Origin of the sequence: Bacillus cereus, assembly GCF_002564555.1 — a bacterium.
In the GTDB taxonomy this organism is placed as follows: Bacteria; Bacillota; Bacilli; order Bacillales; family Bacillaceae_G; genus Bacillus_A; species Bacillus_A cereus_K.
This window is the reverse complement of record NZ_NUVD01000020.1, coordinates 357,057-375,190: the sequence shown is the minus strand read 5'-3', so window position 1 is coordinate 375,190 and position 18,134 is coordinate 357,057. Positions and strand designations below refer to the sequence as shown.

Below are 18,134 nucleotides of genomic sequence, written 5' to 3'. Positions count from 1 at the left end.
TAAGAAATAAAAACTTTGGAATTTTCTTATTTTAAAACAGTAGACAAAATTCTAAAAATTGTGTTAGAATTTGTTTCAATATCATATCGCTTGTTAAATTCCTTTCAAAAGGAAAATAGGTACACGAACATTTCGCTTCGTGTTTAAAAGGGAAGTTTGGTGAAACTCCAACACGGTCCCGCCACTGTAAATGCTGAGATTTCTTTTTTTGTGCCACTGTGAAAACGGGAAGGTGAAAGAAATTATATGAAGCATAAGTCAGGAGACCTGCCTATTTTAACAACACTGATAGACTCACGGATGATGATGAGGTGTTAAGGACAAAAAGGAAGGCTTATTTTTCTATGCCTTTATGCTTTTTGTTATAGGTATTTCCTAGTAAACGGAAATGCTTACTTTCAATTAGGGAGGAATTTGAAATGGCAATTCAAACAAGTAACTTAGGTTATCCACGTATCGGACTACAACGAGAGTGGAAAAAAACATTAGAAGCTTTTTGGTCCAATAAAATTGATGAAGAGCAATTTTTAACGACAATGAAAGAAATTCGCCTTCAACACGTAAAGGTACAGCAAGAAAAAGGAATTGAATTAATTCCAGTAGGCGATTTTACATATTATGACCACGTTCTGGATACGGCTTACATGTTAGGATTCATACCGTCGCGTTTTTCAGAGTTTACATCTTACCTTGATGTATATTTTGCGATGGCACGTGGCTCTAAAGATCACGTTGCTTCTGAAATGACCAAATGGTTTAACACAAACTATCATTATATCGTTCCTGAATATGAAGAAGGATTGCAAATCTCTTTAAAAGATAATCGTCCTCTTCGTTTATATGAAGAAGCAAAGCAAGAATTAGGAGTAGACGGAAAACCTGTTATTTTAGGACCATATACCTTCTTAAAATTAGCAAAAGGCTATAAACAAGATCAATTTACTACGATTTTAAAACAGTTAGTTGCACCTTATGTACAACTTCTTTCAGAACTACATGCAGCTGGTGCTCAAATTATTCAAATCGACGAACCAATTTTTGCCTCTTTAACAAACGAAGAGATTCAACAAGCTAAAGAAATTTATGAAGCTATTCGTAAAGAAGTTCCAAACGCGAATCTTCTTTTACAAACATATTTTGATAGTGTAGAAGAAAACTATGAAGAGATTATTACATTCCCAGTATCAGGTATTGGATTAGATTTCGTTCACGGTAAAGCCGGTAACCTACATGCTATTTCAAAATATGGATTCCCATCTAACAAAACTTTAGCGGTTGGTTGTATAGATGGACGTAACATTTGGAGAGCTCACCTTGATGAAGTTCTTACGTTGTTTACAACGTTACAAAATCAAGTCCAAACAAAAGATTTCATTGTTCAGCCTTCTTGTAGCTTATTGCATTCACCAATCGATAAAACCGAAGAAACACACTTATCAACCGAGCTATTTGATGCACTAGCATTTGCAAATCAAAAATTAGAAGAGCTAGTTCTTATTCATTCTGCTCTGACTCAAGGTACAGAAAGCATTAGTAAAGAACTGGAAACATATCGCAATGTACATCATACAATTCGTTCATCTGCTGCACGTAACCGAGAAGACGTCAAAGCAGCACGAACAGCACTACAAGAAGAAGATTTTTCTCGTCCTCTTCCATTTGAAAAACGATACGAATTACAACAAGTTGCCCTGCAGTTACCATTGTTACCAACAACAACTATCGGTAGCTTCCCGCAAACAACTGAAGTTCGCCAAACCCGAAAAGAATGGCGTAACGGCGTTATTTCAAACGAACAATATGAGCAATTTATTAAAAAAGAGACTGAAAAATGGATTCGTTATCAAGAAGAAATCGGTCTTGATGTTCTTGTCCATGGTGAATTTGAAAGAACTGACATGGTCGAATATTTTGGTGAGCGCCTTGCTGGTTTCTCATTCACTAAAAATGGATGGGTACAATCATACGGTTCTCGTTGCGTGAAACCGCCTGTTATTTATGGTGATGTAGCCTTTATTAACGGAATGACTATTAAAGAAACTGTTTATGCACAAAGTCTAACGGACAAAGTTGTAAAGGGAATGCTAACAGGACCTGTTACAATTTTAAATTGGTCCTTCGTTCGAAATGATATTCCAAGAAAAGAAGTTTCGTATCAAATTGCATTAGCTCTTCGTCATGAAATTGAATTACTTGAGTCGTCTGGAATTAGAGTGATCCAAGTCGACGAGCCAGCACTTCGGGAAGGAATGCCACTAAAAGAAAAAGATTGGGATGCATATATTACATGGGCAGTTCAATCCTTCCTTTTAGCAACATCTTCTGTAACCAATGAAACGCAAATTCATACGCATATGTGTTACAGTAACTTCGAAGATATTGTAGATGCAATTCGCGCATTAGATGCGGATGTAATTTCTATCGAAACATCAAGAAGTCACGGAGAATTTATCGATACATTAAAACACACAACATATGAAAAAGGTATCGGTCTAGGGGTATACGATATTCATAGCCCGCGTGTACCAAGTAAAGATGAAATGTTTAAAATCGTAGAACAATCTTTACAAGTATGTGATCCTAAATATTTCTGGATTAATCCTGACTGTGGTTTAAAAACTAGAAAAACAGAAGAAGTTATTCCAGCTTTAGAACACATGGTGCAAGCAGCAAAAGATGCTCGTTCCCTTTTAAAAACAAACGCATAACAAAAATGGGCTATCCTTCTTGAGGATAACCCATTTTTTATTCTTTACTTTCAAAAAAGAATTCATATTGTATTTTATATAATTCATCATCCGTTGGCTCTTCAAGAGGAATTGCCTGTAATACCACTGTATATTCACCATTTGGAATAGTGATTTGAAATTTATTTGAAAGAATACTCGTTATAACGATACTTTCATTTTCAACTGTAAAAGGAACCGTTACCGTTCTAATCACTTCTTTTTTCTCAATATGTTTCCCGCAAGTCACTTTTATTTCACAAGTATAATCAGAAAGTGCTTCAAAAATAACAGTTCCATCCGCCTTAGCATAGCCCCTTTCAAAATCTTCATCTGTCCAGTCTACGTAAGGCTGCTCACCGTTATAGTTCATCAACATTAATTGCGAATAAGAAATTGTTAACTCCATAGTTCCCATTCTCCTTCATTATGAAATATGCAACTACTACTTCACATCAAATTTCACACGCGTGCCATCTGGGTATTTATCCAACTTATTTCCTACCCAAGAACCTGCTCCGCGATTATCTGATGGACTTATATATTCAATATGTGCTCCTTTTCCGCCTTCTTTGCACATTGCCATAGGCCATTCATCACGATCATACCCTTTTTTTGATGGGTATGGAGCTAATGACAATTTTCTTCTATCCGCAGCACCACCACGGTCGATTGTACAAACTTCTGAATGTCCTTCTTTTATAGCATCCGTAATATGTTTTCCTGTCTCTGGATAACGTTCTTTCGGAAATTCTAACACTTGATCATATGTATTTGTTTTTTTTACACTTGTATCCTCTGGCACAAGTACTTCATAGACCGCTACTAAAATAGACAGAATTGCAATAATTGAAATGATAATACCTTTTAATTGCTTCATGTATACCTCCATGTTTTTACCAGTTTCTTTTCCTCAGTTATTATAACAAACTTCTCCTGTATATGTTTTCAGACATTATTTTCGCGCAGCCTTGCTATTTCGCCAAAAACACTCATTTTTCCTCATCATTTCGCTAATGCTGTAGAAAACTAATAACCTTCCGACATTCTTTTTCAAAGGAAGTCCTCATAAAAGATTGAAATGATATATACGATACTTTTTGGGGAGGAAATCTCATGGAAGCTATTTATAAAACGAAAGATGTTACAAATAAAACAGGCATCCCAAAACATATAGTTCGAAAATATAGCCAACTATTAGAGGAACATGGGTATATCATTTCAAAAACAGCTGATGCTCGTATTTATAAACTGGATGATTTAAAACTATTGAAATCTATACATGAAAGAGCTGCTACATTACAAGAGGATATTTCAGAAACGATTCCTATTATTTTAAAAGAAAAAGAGGCCCCACCTGTACCAATTATTCAAGATAAGCAAGAAGTACAACCAAAAGAAAAAGAAGATGGACGGAACTTTGAGGAGTTCATGTTAAAACTTGAAATGCTCGCTCAATTAAACGAAGCAATTATTCATCAAAATTCTACTCTTATTACACAAAATCGTTTGAAAGATGAAAAATTAGATGAATTGATGCAACAAGTTTATGTAAAAGAAGGTTCTCAAGAGAAAATGCTACAAGAATTAGTTGATCATGCTGCTCAAACAGATGCCTTGCAAAAAGAAAAGATGGACTTATTAATGAATCATATGTATAAACGAGAATCCAAGCAAGAAGAAAAAATGAATAAACTCGTAAATCAATTTTATAATAAAGACAGCAACCGTGATGCACAACTTATGCAAGTTATCCGTGAAATTCAAGAAACAAAGAGATTAGTCGCCGCCTCAAAAGAACAAAGCTTCTTTCAATCTTTTAGAAGTTTATTTAGCCGAACAAAACAAGAGAAAACAAATGAATAAAATTTCCTATATAAAATAAAAAGTTACCTTCCATCGGTAACTTTTATTCCTTATTTCTTACAGCTGGCAATATAATAATCGCTTCAGTCCCTTTTCCACTTTCGCTTTTATATTCCAGTGTACCATTATGCGCTTGTAAAATACTAAATGTTACCATAAGTCCTAATCCTGTCCCTTTTTCTTTTAAAGAATAATATGGTTGTCCGAGTCTCGCTAACTGTTCTTTTGTCATTCCAACACCGCTATCTTTAACCCTTATTACAATTGTTTCATCTTTTTGAATGGCCGTTACTTTTAAATATCCTTTATTTCCTTGAATTGCTTCAATACCATTTTTAACAACATTCATAATAGCTTGCTTCAATTTCGTCTTATCACCAATCGTATAAAGACTCTCCGAAATCTCAACTTGTAAATATACACCTTGCATCGCTGCAAATGATGACATAAGAGTGGTCATTTCTATTAATTGCGCGGATAAACAGATGTGTTCTTTTTTCTCAATTTGTGGCCTTGCTAAATTCAAGTAATCTGAAATAATTTGCTCCGCCCGATCCAATTCAGCTAATACGAGACGCATATAATCCTTATTCTTCACATCTTCTGTACTTTCTAGCAATTGGATAAATCCTCTTACAACAGTGAGGGGATTTCGTACTTCATGTGCAACGCTTGCTGCTAATTCACTTACAATATTAAGTTTTTCCGATTTTTGCATCTCTGTACGTAGTAATGCATTTTCGTTTAAATATTCCGTTAAATACACCTGAAACACCATAGTCATAACCATAGTAATCGAAGCAAATATAAATCCGCTATACAAATAAGAAATATACGGTGTAAAACCTGTTTCTAATAGAACATTCACCATACCAAATACTAAGGATACAAGTACATAAAATGATGAAATCATAAATGCTAAAATTAACTTCTTATCTCTAGAAAAGAGAGACCATTTCTTTGATAGAAACAATGGAACTACCAATAAAAATATTACTTCTACCACCGGAAGCCAATTAATTCCCTTTAAAAACCATTCATATGCAACAAAGATAATAGCTGGAATTAAGCCAACAATCCCACCATATAGAAGACCACTAACAATTGGGATTGGATGAAAGTTATACCCGCAAACGTCACCAAAACAAATAGAGTATGTCATGGAGAGAACGAGTGTAACACTAGATAAAAACATAATAAAGTAGCGATTCGGCTTCGGAAGCATTTCTTGATAACGATTTAAACGAATGGCTTCATATAAAAAGAGCGGTAAAATAATGATGGCAATTTGGATCATTAAATCACGGATAAGCTCCATAGCCTCTCATCCCCTATATGTATTTTGATATGATTATATCATTTTACAAGTGTATTTGTTTTAAAATTTTGATTTTTCTTAACATATTTGTTAATTCTTTGTTAACGTCCCAGAATAATTGTTACAGATTTTCGAAATGATTGTAAACCCTGTACCAAATTTCCTTCGGGCGGTATACAATGAATACGGATTACAAAGAAAATATAAAAACACTTCACGATACGGACAACTATAGCAAAATACAGCATATAATCCATACTATCTATGTTTACAAATAAGTGATCATTACTTTAGTAGGAGGAAGATAAATATGGCGGGTACTACGCTTGTTTTAAAAGAAGAAAATTTGGTTGTTCTAGAAAATGTTGAAAAATCAGTGTATGAGGAGTTACAGCATAAAACAGGAGAAGAAAATTGCACATGTGCTGTGAACGAGTCAGTTGTTCACCTTGGCAAAGTATCCTCTGTACTTTGGAATGAAGATGAAATAGATTGGGAATACGGATATTAAAAAGTCGCTTACAGCGGCTTTTTTTCTCTTTTCTCTTTTCTCTCTCTTTCTAAATAACATATACAAAGCGTAATCATAGAAAATATGATAAAATGAACTTAATTTTCAAACGGAAGAAAGGGAGATATAATGGAACAATTCATTAATCCTAGAGTGAAGGACATCCAAATTTCTGGAATCCGTCAATTCTCTAACATGATTCAAAACTATGATAATCTCATCTCTTTAACAATTGGGCAACCCGACTTCCCTACACCTTCTTTAGTAAAAGAAGCTGCTAAACGGGCCATTACAGAAAATTATACAAGCTATACACATAACGCTGGTTTACTAGCATTACGCGAAGCAGCTTGTAATTTTGTAAAAGCTAACTACGATTTACACTATTCACCTGAAAACGAAACCATCGTTACAATCGGTGCTAGCGAAGCAATTGATGTTGCATTCCGAACAATTTTAGAGCCAGGAACGGAAGTAATTTTACCTGCCCCTATTTATCCTGGATACGAGCCTATTATTCGATTATGCGGTGCAACGCCTATTTTTATAGATGTTCGTGAAACTGGGTTCCGTTTAACAGCCGAAGCGCTAGAAAATGCTATTACAGAAAAAACAAGATGTGTTGTTTTGCCGTATCCTTCTAATCCAACTGGTGTAACTTTATCAAGAGAAGAGCTAAAAAATATTGTAGATGTATTAAAAAATAAAAATATTTTTGTTCTTTCTGACGAAATTTACAGCGAACTTGTATATGAACAAACACACACATCTATCGCTCATTTCCCAGAAATGCGTGATAAGACTATCGTCATTAACGGTTTATCAAAATCTCATTCTATGACTGGCTGGCGTATCGGTCTATTATTCGCACCAAGCTATTTAGCAGGACATATATTAAAAGTTCATCAGTACAATGTCACGTGCGCTACTTCAATCGCTCAATATGCTGCAATCGAAGCATTAACAGCTGCTAAAGACGCACCAAAGATGATGCGCCACCAATACAAAAAGCGCCGTGATTACGTCTATAATAGACTCATTCAAATGGGATTAAAAGTTGAAAAGCCAACAGGTGCATTTTACTTATTCCCATATGTCGGCCATTTAACATCTTCATCATTTGATTTTGCACTTGATCTTGTAAAAGAAGCTGGGTTAGCCGTTGTTCCTGGAACAGCATTTTCTGAATATGGTGAAGGGTATCTCCGCCTTTCTTATGCGTATAGTATCGAAACTTTAAAAGAAGGCTGCGATCGATTAGAAGCCTTTCTAACACAAAAAAGCTAAGAGTTGAACTCTTAGCTTTTTTTATGCGTAATGCTCGCAAGTTTGACGCTTCAGTAATTTATGCGGAATAATGATACACTTTGCAGTAGACTCAGTATTCTCTACTTTATCAACTAAAGCTTTTGCTGCTTCATAACCTAACTGATATATATTCACATCCACTGTCGAAAGCGGCGGACTCGAAATTTCTGATAATAAAGCATTATTAAAGCTTACAATAGAAACATCATTCGGTACAACAAATCCTTTTTTAGAAAGAGCACTTAACACACCAAGTCCGATTAAATCATCCGTTGCCATAATTGCCGTCGGCGGTTGCTTCAGTCCCATTAATTCCTCAACTGCTTGTTGACCACTTTCCCTCGAAAAATCAAAATGTAAAATATACTCTTTTGGTAATACAATGTCTGCCAGTTTTAAAGCATCACTCATACCTGCTAAACGCTCTCTCGTTACAAGTAAGTCTGAGCCACCACCAATGAACGCGATTTGCTTATGGCCTAGTGAAATTAAATATTCTGCTACTTCTCTTGCCGCTGAATAATTGTCATTATCTACATATGTAATTTCATCTTTTCGATCATATGGTTTTCCAATTAATACAAACGGGAAGTTTTGGTCATGCAAATATTGAATAATCCGGTCGTTCTCTCTTGAATATAGAAGAATAATGCCACCAATTTGACGCCCTTGTACCATTTTTGCAACGCCATTAAAAATTTCTTCTTCCGTTTCACCTGTCGACATATAAAGCGCATAGCCTTCCACGTGTGCAAACGAACTTATCCCTCTTATAACTTCCGGGAAAAATGGATTTTGAAAAGCTTTACTTGCAGAACTCGGCATAACAAGACCAAGCGTCTTCGTCGTTTGGTTCGCAAGATTTCTTGCATTTAAATTGGGGTGATACCCTAGTTCACTCATTACTTTCCGAACACGGCGCTTTGTTTTTTCACTTATACTTGGATTATCAGCAATTACACGGGAAACTGTCGATGGTGCTACGTTCGCCTTCTTCGCCACATCTTTAATTGTAACTGTCATAAAAATCTCCTCCTTTCACTTCTCTGCCATATTTCATATATTTTTATCTTGCACCCGTTGCAAGTAATAGGAGAAGTCGTAAACTTTCATTTATTCTATCTTGCAAAACTTATCATATTCTCCCTCTCCATGTATTGTAAGGGATATAGCTTTATTTTCCTATACTATAATATACTATTTATTTCACATCTTTTCGCATGTGATGTCAAATCTCTTTTCATCTCCCTACAATTTTTTATAGGGAGATGAAAAGAAAAATGGGACGTAATGTCCCATTTTCACCCTTTCGTACCTCCAGCTGTTAAACCGGAGACAAAATATTTTTGTAGCGATAAGAATAAAATAGAAATCGGAATTGCAATTAATACTGATCCAGCTGCAAATGTTGTAAATTCATTACCAAATTTTTTCGCTACCATTTCATATAGCCCAACTGCTAAAGTATAATTTTCTGGTGAGCGTAAAATAATACTTGCTAAAATAAAATCTGTAAATGGACCGATGAAAGTGAATAACGCTACAACCGCTATGATTGGTTTCGCAAGCGGCATAATAATTTGCCAAAAAATACGAAAGTGCCCCGCTCCATCCATTCGAGCTGATTCATCCAACTCTTTTGGAATCGTATCAAAATACCCTTTCATAAGCCATGTATTCATCGGAATTGCTCCGCCCACATAAATTAAAATTAATGCAAGATGTGTATCAATTAATCCTGTTAACTGAGCTAATATATATAGCGCGATTAACGCTGCAAAATTCGGGATCATTTGGAGAATTAAAAATGTTAATAAACCATTCTTCCTTCCAACAAAACGATATCTCGAAAATGCATAAGCAGTAAAGCTAATGGCTAACACAGAAAAAATCATCGTCATAACGCTAACTTTTAAAGTATTTTTATACCAAAGTAAGTAATTACTTGAATCGAGATCAAGTAGCTTGCGATAATGATCTAACGTGGCATTTTTCGGAATAATACTAGAACCAGACAAACTATCTCCTGGATTAAACGATGAGCCAATTATCCATAGTAATGGATAGAAAATAATCGCACACATTATGAAGATAACTAAATAACTTAATGAAAGACGTAACATCTTTTGTCGTTTAATATTCATTTACATCATATCCTCTTCTTGGAATGATTTTGTTCTCTTAAATTGCCATAACGCAACTGTAATAACGATTAACGATAAAATCATTGTAAGAGCTGCTGCTTTGCCGTACTGAGCCGAAGTCATCGTTAGCTTATAAATCCATGAAATTAAAATATCCGTTCCACCTGCATTTTGTCCAGACACAGCAGGTCCCCCGCTATTAAATAGATAAATAATACTAAAATTATTAAAGTTAAACGTATATTGCGTAATTAATATTGGCGCTGTTGCATATAAAACAAGTGGCAATGTAATTTTGCGGAACTGTTGCCAAGCAGTTGCTCCATCTACTTTAGCCGCTTCATATAATTCTCCTGGAATCGATTGCAATATACCTGTTGTCATTGCAAAGACGAACGGGAAGCCTAGCCACGTTTGGATCATAATTAAAGCAATCTTCGACCAAAATGGATCTGTCATCCAAGCAACTTTTTCAATTCCGAATAAAGCTAATACTTGATTGTTAATCGCTCCAAATGTTTCATTAAACATACCAGCAAATACAAGAATAGATACGAATGCTGGAACAGCCCACGGTAAAATAAAGATTGTTCGAATAATTGCCTTACCTTTAATACCAGGCTGATTTACGATAATCGCTAAAAATATACCAAGTGCAACTTGTAATGTCGTTGCAACGAATGTCCAAATGACAGTCCAAGAAAATACACTTAAAAATGTATCTCTCCACATTGGTAATGTGAAAATATCAATAAAGTTTTTAAAGCCCACCCAATCTACTAATTTAGCTGGAGGAGAGTGATATAAATCATAATTCGTAAATCCAATTAAGATAACAAAAATGATTGGAAATACAACAACAAAAATAAGTAATAGAAATCCTGGTGAAACCATTAAATATGGGAAACCTTGATCTAATAAGTTACGATATTGCTCTTTTACAGAGTTTAGTGGTGTCCCTATATCACGTTTCTTCCCATTTTGGTATGCATCATATAAGTTAAATGCATATATTCCTAGTCCGAATACTATAACGATAAGTGCCAAAATCCCTTCTACTAATAGAAAGACCGAATGGTCACGTGGAACTTCTGTACCAAGCGTTACAATTCCCCATAATCCTATATTTAATAAATCAGCAAATGCTACAATAAATGAACCTGTTAATACTAGAAAAATAAGACCTTTTACATATTGTTTATTATATAGCTGACCAATACCTGGAATGATCGATAACATAGTCGCCATTTTCCTATGCTTTGAACCGTTTAACTCTTTCGCTGGTTCCATAGATGTTTGCATGTTCCTTCCCCCTTTTTCCTTCCTACTTGGAAGGGAGAGAATTCGTGCCTCTCATATTTAGAGGCACGAATTTCACCTTATTTTTTCTGACTATGATTTGCCTCAATATTACCTTTAATTTGTTTCACTGCATTATCAAGTGCTGCTTTTGGCTCTTGTTTATTTGATACAACTAATTGAAGCGCATCCCCAGCTGGTTTCCAAACTTCCTGCATTTCTGGAATATTTGGCATTGGAATTCCATTTTCCGATTGAGTCGCAACCGCTTTTGCAGCCTCATTTTCTTTAATCATTGGATCTTCCATTACTGATTTTACTGGAGGAATTTCTTTCGTTTTCTCAAATCGAATTTTCGCATTTTCTTCATTTGTAACCCACTCAGTGAATTTTGTAGCTAAATCATTTTGTTTAGAGAAGCTTGTTACATGCCATCCTTTTACACCAACGAACGTTTTCATCGGTTGACCATTTGGTAATTTTGGCATTGGAGCAACACCATAATCAATTCCAGCCTTGTCCATCGCTTGGAATGCCCATGGACCATTCATAATAGATGCTGCTTTTCCTTCATTAAATAATCCATCTGCAGCTGAACCACCAGATTCACCGATAATACCTTTTGGGAATAGCTTTTCTTTGTACCATTTTTGAATATATTCAGCACCTTGTACTGCACCGCTATTATTTAATCCAATATCATTTGCATTTGGCTTTCCGTCTTTCTCACCAAATACATAGCCGCCCATACCTGCCATAAATGCATTAGCGAAGTAGAAGTTATCTCCAAGTGCTAAAAATCCGTACTTGTCATCTTTCGTAAAGTCTTTTGAGAAGTTAAACAACTCGTCCATCGTTTCTGGTGCTTTTGGCATTAATTTTTTATTATAAATAAAGATTGGTGTTTCAATTGCTTTTGGTAAACCATATAATTTTCCATTATATGTTTGTGCTTCTATTGATAAATCTGTAAATTTACTTTTTACTGTATCATCCACTTTCACCTCTGAAAGTAGCCCTTCTGTTACCGCATTACCAATATGATCATGTGGCAATGTTACAACATCTGGCCCTGTACCAGCTGGACCGTCGAGACGAAGTTTTTCAATTTGTTTCGTCATCTGAACCTCTTCAACTTTTACTTTCACATTATATTTCTTTTCAAAACTTTTCACTGCCGGCTCTAAACCAACGCCTTTTTTCTCATCTTCCCAAACAAGAAGATCGTAGTCTTTCTTCGATTTGCTTTCTTCTTTTTTCCCTGAATCTTTCGGTCCACATGCAGATAACATACCAATTGATAGTGCTGAAACCGTTAATAATGATAATGCTTTCTTCATCCCAAAAAACCTCCCTAAATTGTCTATGTACCTTACTGATTGAAAACGTTTGCATTTAATATTTAAATAGAAGCGCAAACATTATCTCAATCTATGAAAACGTTTGCGCTATTTGTCTATCATTATACATTCTTTTATTCATTTTGCAAATATTAATTTTAAAAAAAATATCATTATACTCTTTATACATTGACTTTATATGAAATGAATACTACTCTTATAAGCAATATTAAAGCTAAGAGAAAGGCAATCGTTTGCAATATAGTCTTTATTATTACACTTAAGGTAATAATATGTATAGAGATATTAAAGGGGGATTTTCTATATGTTTAAAGAGGCGATTTATCATAGACCGAAAGATAATTATGCATACGCTTACGATGAAAAAACAATTCACATCCGCATGCGCACAAAGAAAGACGACGTTCACAGTACCACCCTTATTTACGGGGATCCTTACGAATGGAAAGACGGGAAATGGATTTCATCAAGTACACCGATGAAAAAAACTGGTTCTACTGCATTATTTGATTATTGGTCCATTTCAATCGAGCCAAAATTTAAACGCTTACGTTATGGGTTTGAATTGAAAAATGATACCGAAACTCTTATTTATGCAGAGCGAGGATTTTTTTCTACCATTCCAAATGATGACGTTGGTAACTTTTTCTGTTTTCCATTTATTCATGCAAATGATGTATTCAAAGCACCGGCCTGGATTAAAGAAACAGTATGGTATCAAATTTTCCCAGAACGATTCGCAAATGGAGATTGCGCGCTAAATCCAGAAAATACCCTTCCTTGGGGAAGTGCTGAGCCAACTCCAACTAATTTTTTCGGCGGAGATTTTGCTGGTATTATTCAAAATCTTGATTACCTTGTTAAGCTTGGCATTACAGGAATATATTTCACACCTATTTTCAAAGCTCATTCAAACCATAAATATGACACAATTGACTACATGGAAATCGATCCACAATTCGGAACGAAAGAAACTTTTAAAGAACTTGTTGGGGCATGCCATAAACATGGTATAAAAGTTATGCTCGACGCCGTCTTTAATCATAGCGGATACTTTTTCGATAAATTCCAAGACGTACTAGCAAACGGCGAGAAATCAATTTATAAAGAGTGGTTCCACATTCATGAATTTCCGATTATAACCGACCCACTTCCTAATTATGATGCTTTCGCATTTACACCGTATATGCCTAAATTAAATACAGCACACCCAGATGTAAAAGAATACTTACTTGAAGTAGGTCGTTATTGGGTAAGAGAATTCCATATAGATGGTTGGCGCCTTGATGTAGCAAATGAAGTGGATCACAACTTTTGGAGAGAATTCCGAAGTGAAATAAAAACATTAAATCCGGAAGTATATATTTTAGGCGAAATTTGGCACGATGCCCTCCCATGGCTACAAGGAGATCAATTTGATGCTGTCATGAGCTATCCAGTTACAAACGCTCTACTTTCTTACTTTGCTAACGATTCCATTAAAGCAAGTGAATTTATGAAACAAATTACAGACTCTTTACATTCCTACTCTATGAATGTAAACGAGGCTGCATTTCATTTATTAGACAGCCATGATACACCAAGAATTTTAACAACATGTAACGGTGATAAAAATAAGTTAAAGTTGCTCTATGTATTTCACCTTTCATTCATCGGTTCTCCTTGTATTTATTATGGAGACGAAATCGGTATGGATGGCGGAATGGACCCTGGTTGCCGCAAATGTATGATTTGGGATCCAAAAGAACAAGACCATCTGTTATTTACACATATACAAACATTACTTTCATTACGGAAACAGTATAAAGCATTTGGAGGGCATGGTACTTTCCAATTCATCGAAGCAAATGATGAGCATAATTATATTTCTTATACGAAAACATATGAAGATGAAACTATCTTTTTCGTTTTAAATCCTACTAACGATGAAATTACAGCTTCTCTCCCTATCCATATTACAGGGAAGAAAATAGTCAATATATATACAAACGAAGAATTTTCAGCAGAAGCAAGTGTATTACAAGTTACACTTCCTCCGTACGGATTCTCAATATTAAAGTGGTAATCAAAAAATCCTTATGCCAAGATGGCATAAGGATTTTTTTTATTTTAATTTAAATACCATTGCTTCATACGGACATAATGTAATGTTGTCTATTGATTCGATTTCCACGTCGTAATTGTGTATTAATAACTCTGATTCACTATAAATAATGTCTTCAGGCAATTTAAATACACTCTCATCCGCAGTAAAGTTTGCAATAACAAGAAGTTTTTCTTCCCCATATGTTCTTACGTAAGCAAAAATAGATGGGTCATTCTCTAATATTAGGTCATATGATCCATACACAACAATCTCATTATTTTTACGTAACTCAATTAATTTTTTATAGTAATAAAAAATTGAGTTTTCGTCTTGCATTGCTTGTTTCACATTAATCTCCTTGTAATTTGGATTTACCGCAATCCATGGTTCACCCGTTGTAAATCCAGCATGTTCACTATCATCCCACTGTATCGGTGTTCTAGCATTATCTCGACCTTTTATATAAATAGATCGCATCACTTTTTCCTTATCTTCACCACGATCTACCACTTTTTCATTGTACATATTTAAAGTTTCAATATCTCGATATTCATCAATTGATTCAAATCGAACGTTAGTCATTCCGATTTCTTCTCCTTGATAAATATACGGTGTTCCCTTCATCATATGAAGAACTGTTGCTAACATTTTTGCAGATTCAGTACGATACATTCCATCATTACCGAAACGAGATACAACGCGAGGCTGGTCATGGTTATTCCAATATAGACTATTCCAACCTGTATGTTCTAATGCTTTTTGCCACTTTGTTAAATTCTCTTTTAAAGTAAGAAGTGAACATGATTTTACATCCCATTTCCCCCCTTCTCCTGAATCTAAATCCATATGTTCAAATTGGAATACCATTTGTAATTCTTTACGGTCTTCCCCTGTATACAATTTGGCTTCTTCCGTTGTTACACCCGGCATTTCACCAACTGTCATAACATCATAGTGAGACAATACTTCTTCGTTCATTTCATGTAAATAGTTATGAATATTCGGTCCGTTCATAAAATGCTTATGCCCTGAAACATATCCCTCTTCATCCGTTTTAACAGTTGGTAAACCTTCTTCTTTAGAAATAAAATTTATTACATCCATACGGAATCCATCAATTCCTTTTTCTAACCAAAACTTCATCATTTCATAAACATCTTTTCTTACCTTTTCATTATCCCAGTTTAGATCTGGCTGTTTTTTAGAAAACAGATGTAAATAATATTCATCTGTCATTTCATCATACTGCCATGCAGATCCACTAAAAGCTGCTCCCCAGTTATTCGGCTCTTTCCCTTCTTTTCCAGGACGCCATATATAGTAATCTCTATATTTATTTTCTTTCGATTTGCGTGATTCAATAAACCAATTATGTTCATCAGAAGTGTGATTAACAACTAAGTCCATCATAAGCTTCATATTACGTTCATGCATTTCATGTAATAGCTCATCCCAATCTTCCATTGTTCCGAACTCATTCATTATTTTACAATAATCACTTATATCATAACCGTTATCATCATTTGGAGATTCATAGACCGGCGATAACCAAATTACATTAATCCCTAATTCTTTTAAGTAATCTAGCTTTGAGATAATACCACGAAGATCACCTATACCATCACCATTACTATCCATAAAGCTACGAGGATAAATTTGATATACTACACTTTCTTTCCACCATTGTTTTTCCATTATGCTACCCCATTTCATTAATAATTCGATTTTCTCTATTTTTCAAGGCGCAAACGTTTTCATTAATGAATGATAACAGATTCTATCTCAATTTAAAATAGCGCTTACAATTTTTATTCTTCTTTTTCTAATAAAACATGCGCAAATCACTCGTATTCCTCTAATTAATGAAAACGTTTTATTTTTTTATTTATTTTTTGAATCTATTAGTTTATAATGAACTCAAAGAAAACGTTTGCATAATTTTTTCTAGGGGGAAATACCATGGCAGAACTGAAATTAGAAAATATTTATAAGATATATGATAATAACGTAACAGCTGTAACAGATTTTAATTTACACATTCAAGATAAAGAGTTTATCGTATTTGTCGGTCCTTCTGGTTGCGGAAAATCTACAACTTTACGAATGGTAGCTGGCCTTGAAGATATTTCAAAAGGAGAGTTCTCAATAGATGGTAAGTTAATGAACGATGTCCCACCAAAAGATCGAGATATCGCAATGGTCTTCCAAAACTATGCTCTTTATCCACATATGAGTGTATATGATAATATGGCCTTTGGATTAAAACTTCGAAAGATACCAAAAGATGAAATCGATCGTCGTGTGAAAGATGCAGCGCGAATTTTAGGACTTGAACAGTATTTAGATAGAAAACCGAAAGCATTATCAGGTGGACAACGCCAACGTGTTGCGTTAGGTAGAGCAATCGTTCGAGACGCGAAAGTTTTCTTAATGGATGAACCTTTATCAAACTTAGATGCAAAACTCCGTGTTGCAATGCGATCAGAAATTTCTAAGTTACACCACCGCCTTGGAACAACAACAATTTATGTAACACATGATCAAACTGAAGCGATGACAATGGCTTCCCGTCTTGTTGTTATGAAAGACGGAAAGATCCAACAAATCGGAACTCCAAAAGAAGTATATGAAACACCTGAAAATATTTTCGTTGGTGGATTTATCGGCTCTCCAGCGATGAATTTCTTCCGTGGTAAATTAACTGAAACCGATTTCGTTATAGACAACGCAATAAAAGTCAAAGTATCTGAAGGAAAAATGAAGCTATTACGTGAACAAGGCTATGTAAATAAGGAGATTGTTTTAGGTATTCGTCCTGAAGACATTCATGATGAACTATTATTTTTAGAAGCTTCACAATCTACTGCCTTCACAACAAAAATCGAAGTTGCTGAATTGTTAGGCGCTGAATCTATTTTATATATGAAACTTGGCAATCAAGATTTTGCAGCACGTGTTGATGCAAGACATATATTTTCACCTGGTGACCAAATTAAACTGGCATTTGATATGAATAAAGCGCATTTCTTTGACACTCAAACAGAACAACGTATTCGCTAAAAATATATTTCTTCTATATAACATACAAAAAAACCGTCCACATATATACTGAGGGCGGTTTTCATTATTATACTAGGCTTCTACTGTATGAAATGATTGTCCTTTTGTGCTGATAACACCAAAAATCGGTAAATCACTTAGCACCATTTCTTCTTGCTGTTTCATAAAAGATGACGTTAATTGTTTTATCTGTACTCCTTTATAAGATTAGATTAGTCTGCAAGCAAGAAAAGTTCACTCCACAACTTGTAAGCGATCACTTTTTTACTCCTTCTTTTTTCTTACTATTACGCTGATCAAACACTAAACCAATACATATTAATATCCCCCAAAAAATTATGCTACCTCCTGTCATTTTAACTTCCCCCTTATTATATAAAGATATTATTTTTAATCATTATATCATTTTCTTAATTTTCAATCTATTAGAATTAAGAATATGAACCTTTACCTCC

The 18,134-nt window shown here is 34.7% G+C and carries 15 protein-coding genes, 1 pseudogene and 1 riboswitch; of the genes and pseudogenes, 6 read left to right on the top strand and 10 right to left on the bottom strand.

What is annotated here, in order from left to right:
- The first annotated feature begins 100 nt into the window (after positions 1-100).
- A riboswitch (cobalamin riboswitch) is annotated at positions 101-289 on the top strand.
- 130 nt (positions 290-419) lie between these two features.
- On the top strand, positions 420-2,708 hold the full coding sequence (gene metE / locus COI75_RS12475; RefSeq protein WP_001007625.1) for a 5-methyltetrahydropteroyltriglutamate--homocysteine S-methyltransferase: 2,289 nt from the start codon (positions 420-422) through the stop codon (positions 2,706-2,708).
- Between the two features lie 37 nt (positions 2,709-2,745).
- On the opposite strand, the gene COI75_RS12470 is transcribed toward metE, so the two are convergent.
- Positions 2,746-3,135: a competence protein ComJ gene (locus tag COI75_RS12470; protein ID WP_000424037.1), complete on the bottom strand. Its 390-nt coding sequence runs from the start codon at positions 3,133-3,135 to the stop codon at positions 2,746-2,748.
- 36 nt (positions 3,136-3,171) lie between these two features.
- Positions 3,172-3,606, bottom strand: coding sequence for a DNA-entry nuclease (nucA, locus tag COI75_RS12465; protein WP_000811491.1), 435 nt, complete (start codon positions 3,604-3,606; stop codon positions 3,172-3,174).
- 236 nt (positions 3,607-3,842) lie between these two features.
- Here nucA and COI75_RS12455 point away from each other — a divergent pair, with 236 nt between their 5' ends.
- Positions 3,843-4,592 (top strand): DUF3967 domain-containing protein, encoded by a 750-nt coding sequence (locus COI75_RS12455; protein WP_000387499.1) that lies wholly within the window; start codon positions 3,843-3,845, stop codon positions 4,590-4,592.
- A gap of 43 nt (positions 4,593-4,635) precedes the next feature.
- Here the strand turns inward: COI75_RS12455 and kinB are convergent, their stop codons facing one another.
- On the bottom strand, positions 4,636-5,910 hold the full coding sequence (kinB, locus tag COI75_RS12450; RefSeq protein WP_000420375.1) for a sporulation sensor histidine kinase KinB: 1,275 nt from the start codon (positions 5,908-5,910) through the stop codon (positions 4,636-4,638).
- A gap of 310 nt (positions 5,911-6,220) precedes the next feature.
- Here kinB and COI75_RS12445 point away from each other — a divergent pair, with 310 nt between their 5' ends.
- Both COI75_RS12445 and COI75_RS12440 read left to right on the top strand, forming a co-directional pair.
- On the top strand, positions 6,221-6,421 hold the full coding sequence (locus COI75_RS12445; protein ID WP_000929285.1) for a hypothetical protein: 201 nt from the start codon (positions 6,221-6,223) through the stop codon (positions 6,419-6,421).
- Positions 6,422-6,550: 129 nt separating this feature from the next.
- On the top strand, positions 6,551-7,708 hold the full coding sequence (locus tag COI75_RS12440; RefSeq protein ID WP_000434555.1) for an aminotransferase A: 1,158 nt from the start codon (positions 6,551-6,553) through the stop codon (positions 7,706-7,708).
- A gap of 21 nt (positions 7,709-7,729) precedes the next feature.
- On the opposite strand, the gene malR is transcribed toward COI75_RS12440, so the two are convergent.
- The 4 genes from malR to COI75_RS12420 form a co-directional block, all read right to left on the bottom strand.
- A complete protein-coding gene (gene malR, locus COI75_RS12435) occupies positions 7,730-8,752 on the bottom strand; it encodes a maltose operon transcriptional repressor MalR (RefSeq protein WP_000219048.1) in 1,023 nt (340 codons plus the stop codon).
- A 278-nt stretch (positions 8,753-9,030) separates the two neighbouring features.
- Positions 9,031-9,873 carry a maltosaccharide ABC transporter permease MalD gene (gene malD / locus COI75_RS12430; RefSeq protein WP_001022598.1) on the bottom strand — a complete coding sequence of 281 codons (843 nt, stop codon included), beginning with the start codon at positions 9,871-9,873 and terminating at the stop codon, positions 9,031-9,033.
- Positions 9,874-11,175 (bottom strand): maltosaccharide ABC transporter permease MalC, encoded by a 1,302-nt coding sequence (gene malC, locus COI75_RS12425; RefSeq protein WP_001194981.1) that lies wholly within the window; start codon positions 11,173-11,175, stop codon positions 9,874-9,876.
- A gap of 77 nt (positions 11,176-11,252) precedes the next feature.
- Entirely contained in the window at positions 11,253-12,512 is a 1,260-nt protein-coding gene (locus COI75_RS12420) for an extracellular solute-binding protein (protein WP_000709932.1), read from the bottom strand.
- 325 nt (positions 12,513-12,837) lie between these two features.
- On the opposite strand from COI75_RS12420, the gene COI75_RS12415 reads away from it, so the two are divergent.
- Complete coding sequence (locus COI75_RS12415; RefSeq protein ID WP_000471772.1) at positions 12,838-14,598, top strand: alpha-glycosidase; 1,761 nt, start codon at positions 12,838-12,840, stop codon at positions 14,596-14,598.
- A gap of 39 nt (positions 14,599-14,637) precedes the next feature.
- Here COI75_RS12415 and COI75_RS12410 read toward each other — a convergent pair whose 3' ends face one another.
- Positions 14,638-16,314 carry a glycoside hydrolase family 13 protein gene (locus COI75_RS12410; RefSeq protein ID WP_000415214.1) on the bottom strand — a complete coding sequence of 559 codons (1,677 nt, stop codon included), beginning with the start codon at positions 16,312-16,314 and terminating at the stop codon, positions 14,638-14,640.
- 264 nt (positions 16,315-16,578) lie between these two features.
- Between COI75_RS12410 and COI75_RS12405 the strand changes: the two genes are divergently transcribed.
- The gene (locus COI75_RS12405) at positions 16,579-17,679 is read left to right on the top strand and encodes an ABC transporter ATP-binding protein (RefSeq protein ID WP_000818936.1); all 1,101 of its coding nucleotides are present in this window, start codon (positions 16,579-16,581) and stop codon (positions 17,677-17,679) included.
- Positions 17,680-17,751: 72 nt separating this feature from the next.
- Here the strand turns inward: COI75_RS12405 and COI75_RS12400 are convergent.
- Together COI75_RS12400 and COI75_RS12395 are read right to left on the bottom strand one after the other, a co-directional pair.
- Positions 17,752-17,874, bottom strand: a pseudogene (locus COI75_RS12400) (SDR family NAD(P)-dependent oxidoreductase); the annotation flags it as partial.
- 61 nt (positions 17,875-17,935) lie between these two features.
- The gene (locus COI75_RS12395; RefSeq protein ID WP_000145634.1) at positions 17,936-18,034 is read right to left on the bottom strand and encodes a hypothetical protein; all 99 of its coding nucleotides are present in this window, start codon (positions 18,032-18,034) and stop codon (positions 17,936-17,938) included.
- Between the last annotated feature and the right edge of the window lie 100 nt (positions 18,035-18,134).

Bases quoted from the DNA above. Each gene is read 5' to 3' on its own strand.
- COI75_RS12405 (WP_000818936.1), top strand. From the start codon at position 16,579: ATGGCAGAACTGAAATTAGAAAATATTTATAAGATATATGATAATAAC.
- metE (WP_001007625.1), top strand. From the start codon at position 420: ATGGCAATTCAAACAAGTAACTTAGGTTATCCACGTATCGGACTACAA.
- malR (WP_000219048.1), bottom strand. From the start codon at position 8,752: ATGACAGTTACAATTAAAGATGTGGCGAAGAAGGCGAACGTAGCACCA.
- COI75_RS12455 (WP_000387499.1), top strand. From the start codon at position 3,843: ATGGAAGCTATTTATAAAACGAAAGATGTTACAAATAAAACAGGCATC.
- kinB (WP_000420375.1), bottom strand. From the start codon at position 5,910: ATGGAGCTTATCCGTGATTTAATGATCCAAATTGCCATCATTATTTTA.
- COI75_RS12470 (WP_000424037.1), bottom strand. From the start codon at position 3,135: ATGGAGTTAACAATTTCTTATTCGCAATTAATGTTGATGAACTATAAC.
- COI75_RS12415 (WP_000471772.1), top strand. From the start codon at position 12,838: ATGTTTAAAGAGGCGATTTATCATAGACCGAAAGATAATTATGCATAC.
- nucA (WP_000811491.1), bottom strand. From the start codon at position 3,606: ATGAAGCAATTAAAAGGTATTATCATTTCAATTATTGCAATTCTGTCT.
- malC (WP_001194981.1), bottom strand. From the start codon at position 11,175: ATGCAAACATCTATGGAACCAGCGAAAGAGTTAAACGGTTCAAAGCAT.
- COI75_RS12420 (WP_000709932.1), bottom strand. From the start codon at position 12,512: ATGAAGAAAGCATTATCATTATTAACGGTTTCAGCACTATCAATTGGT.
- COI75_RS12395 (WP_000145634.1), bottom strand. From the start codon at position 18,034: ATGACAGGAGGTAGCATAATTTTTTGGGGGATATTAATATGTATTGGT.
- COI75_RS12410 (WP_000415214.1), bottom strand. From the start codon at position 16,314: ATGGAAAAACAATGGTGGAAAGAAAGTGTAGTATATCAAATTTATCCT.
- malD (WP_001022598.1), bottom strand. From the start codon at position 9,873: ATGAATATTAAACGACAAAAGATGTTACGTCTTTCATTAAGTTATTTA.
- COI75_RS12440 (WP_000434555.1), top strand. From the start codon at position 6,551: ATGGAACAATTCATTAATCCTAGAGTGAAGGACATCCAAATTTCTGGA.
- COI75_RS12445 (WP_000929285.1), top strand. From the start codon at position 6,221: ATGGCGGGTACTACGCTTGTTTTAAAAGAAGAAAATTTGGTTGTTCTA.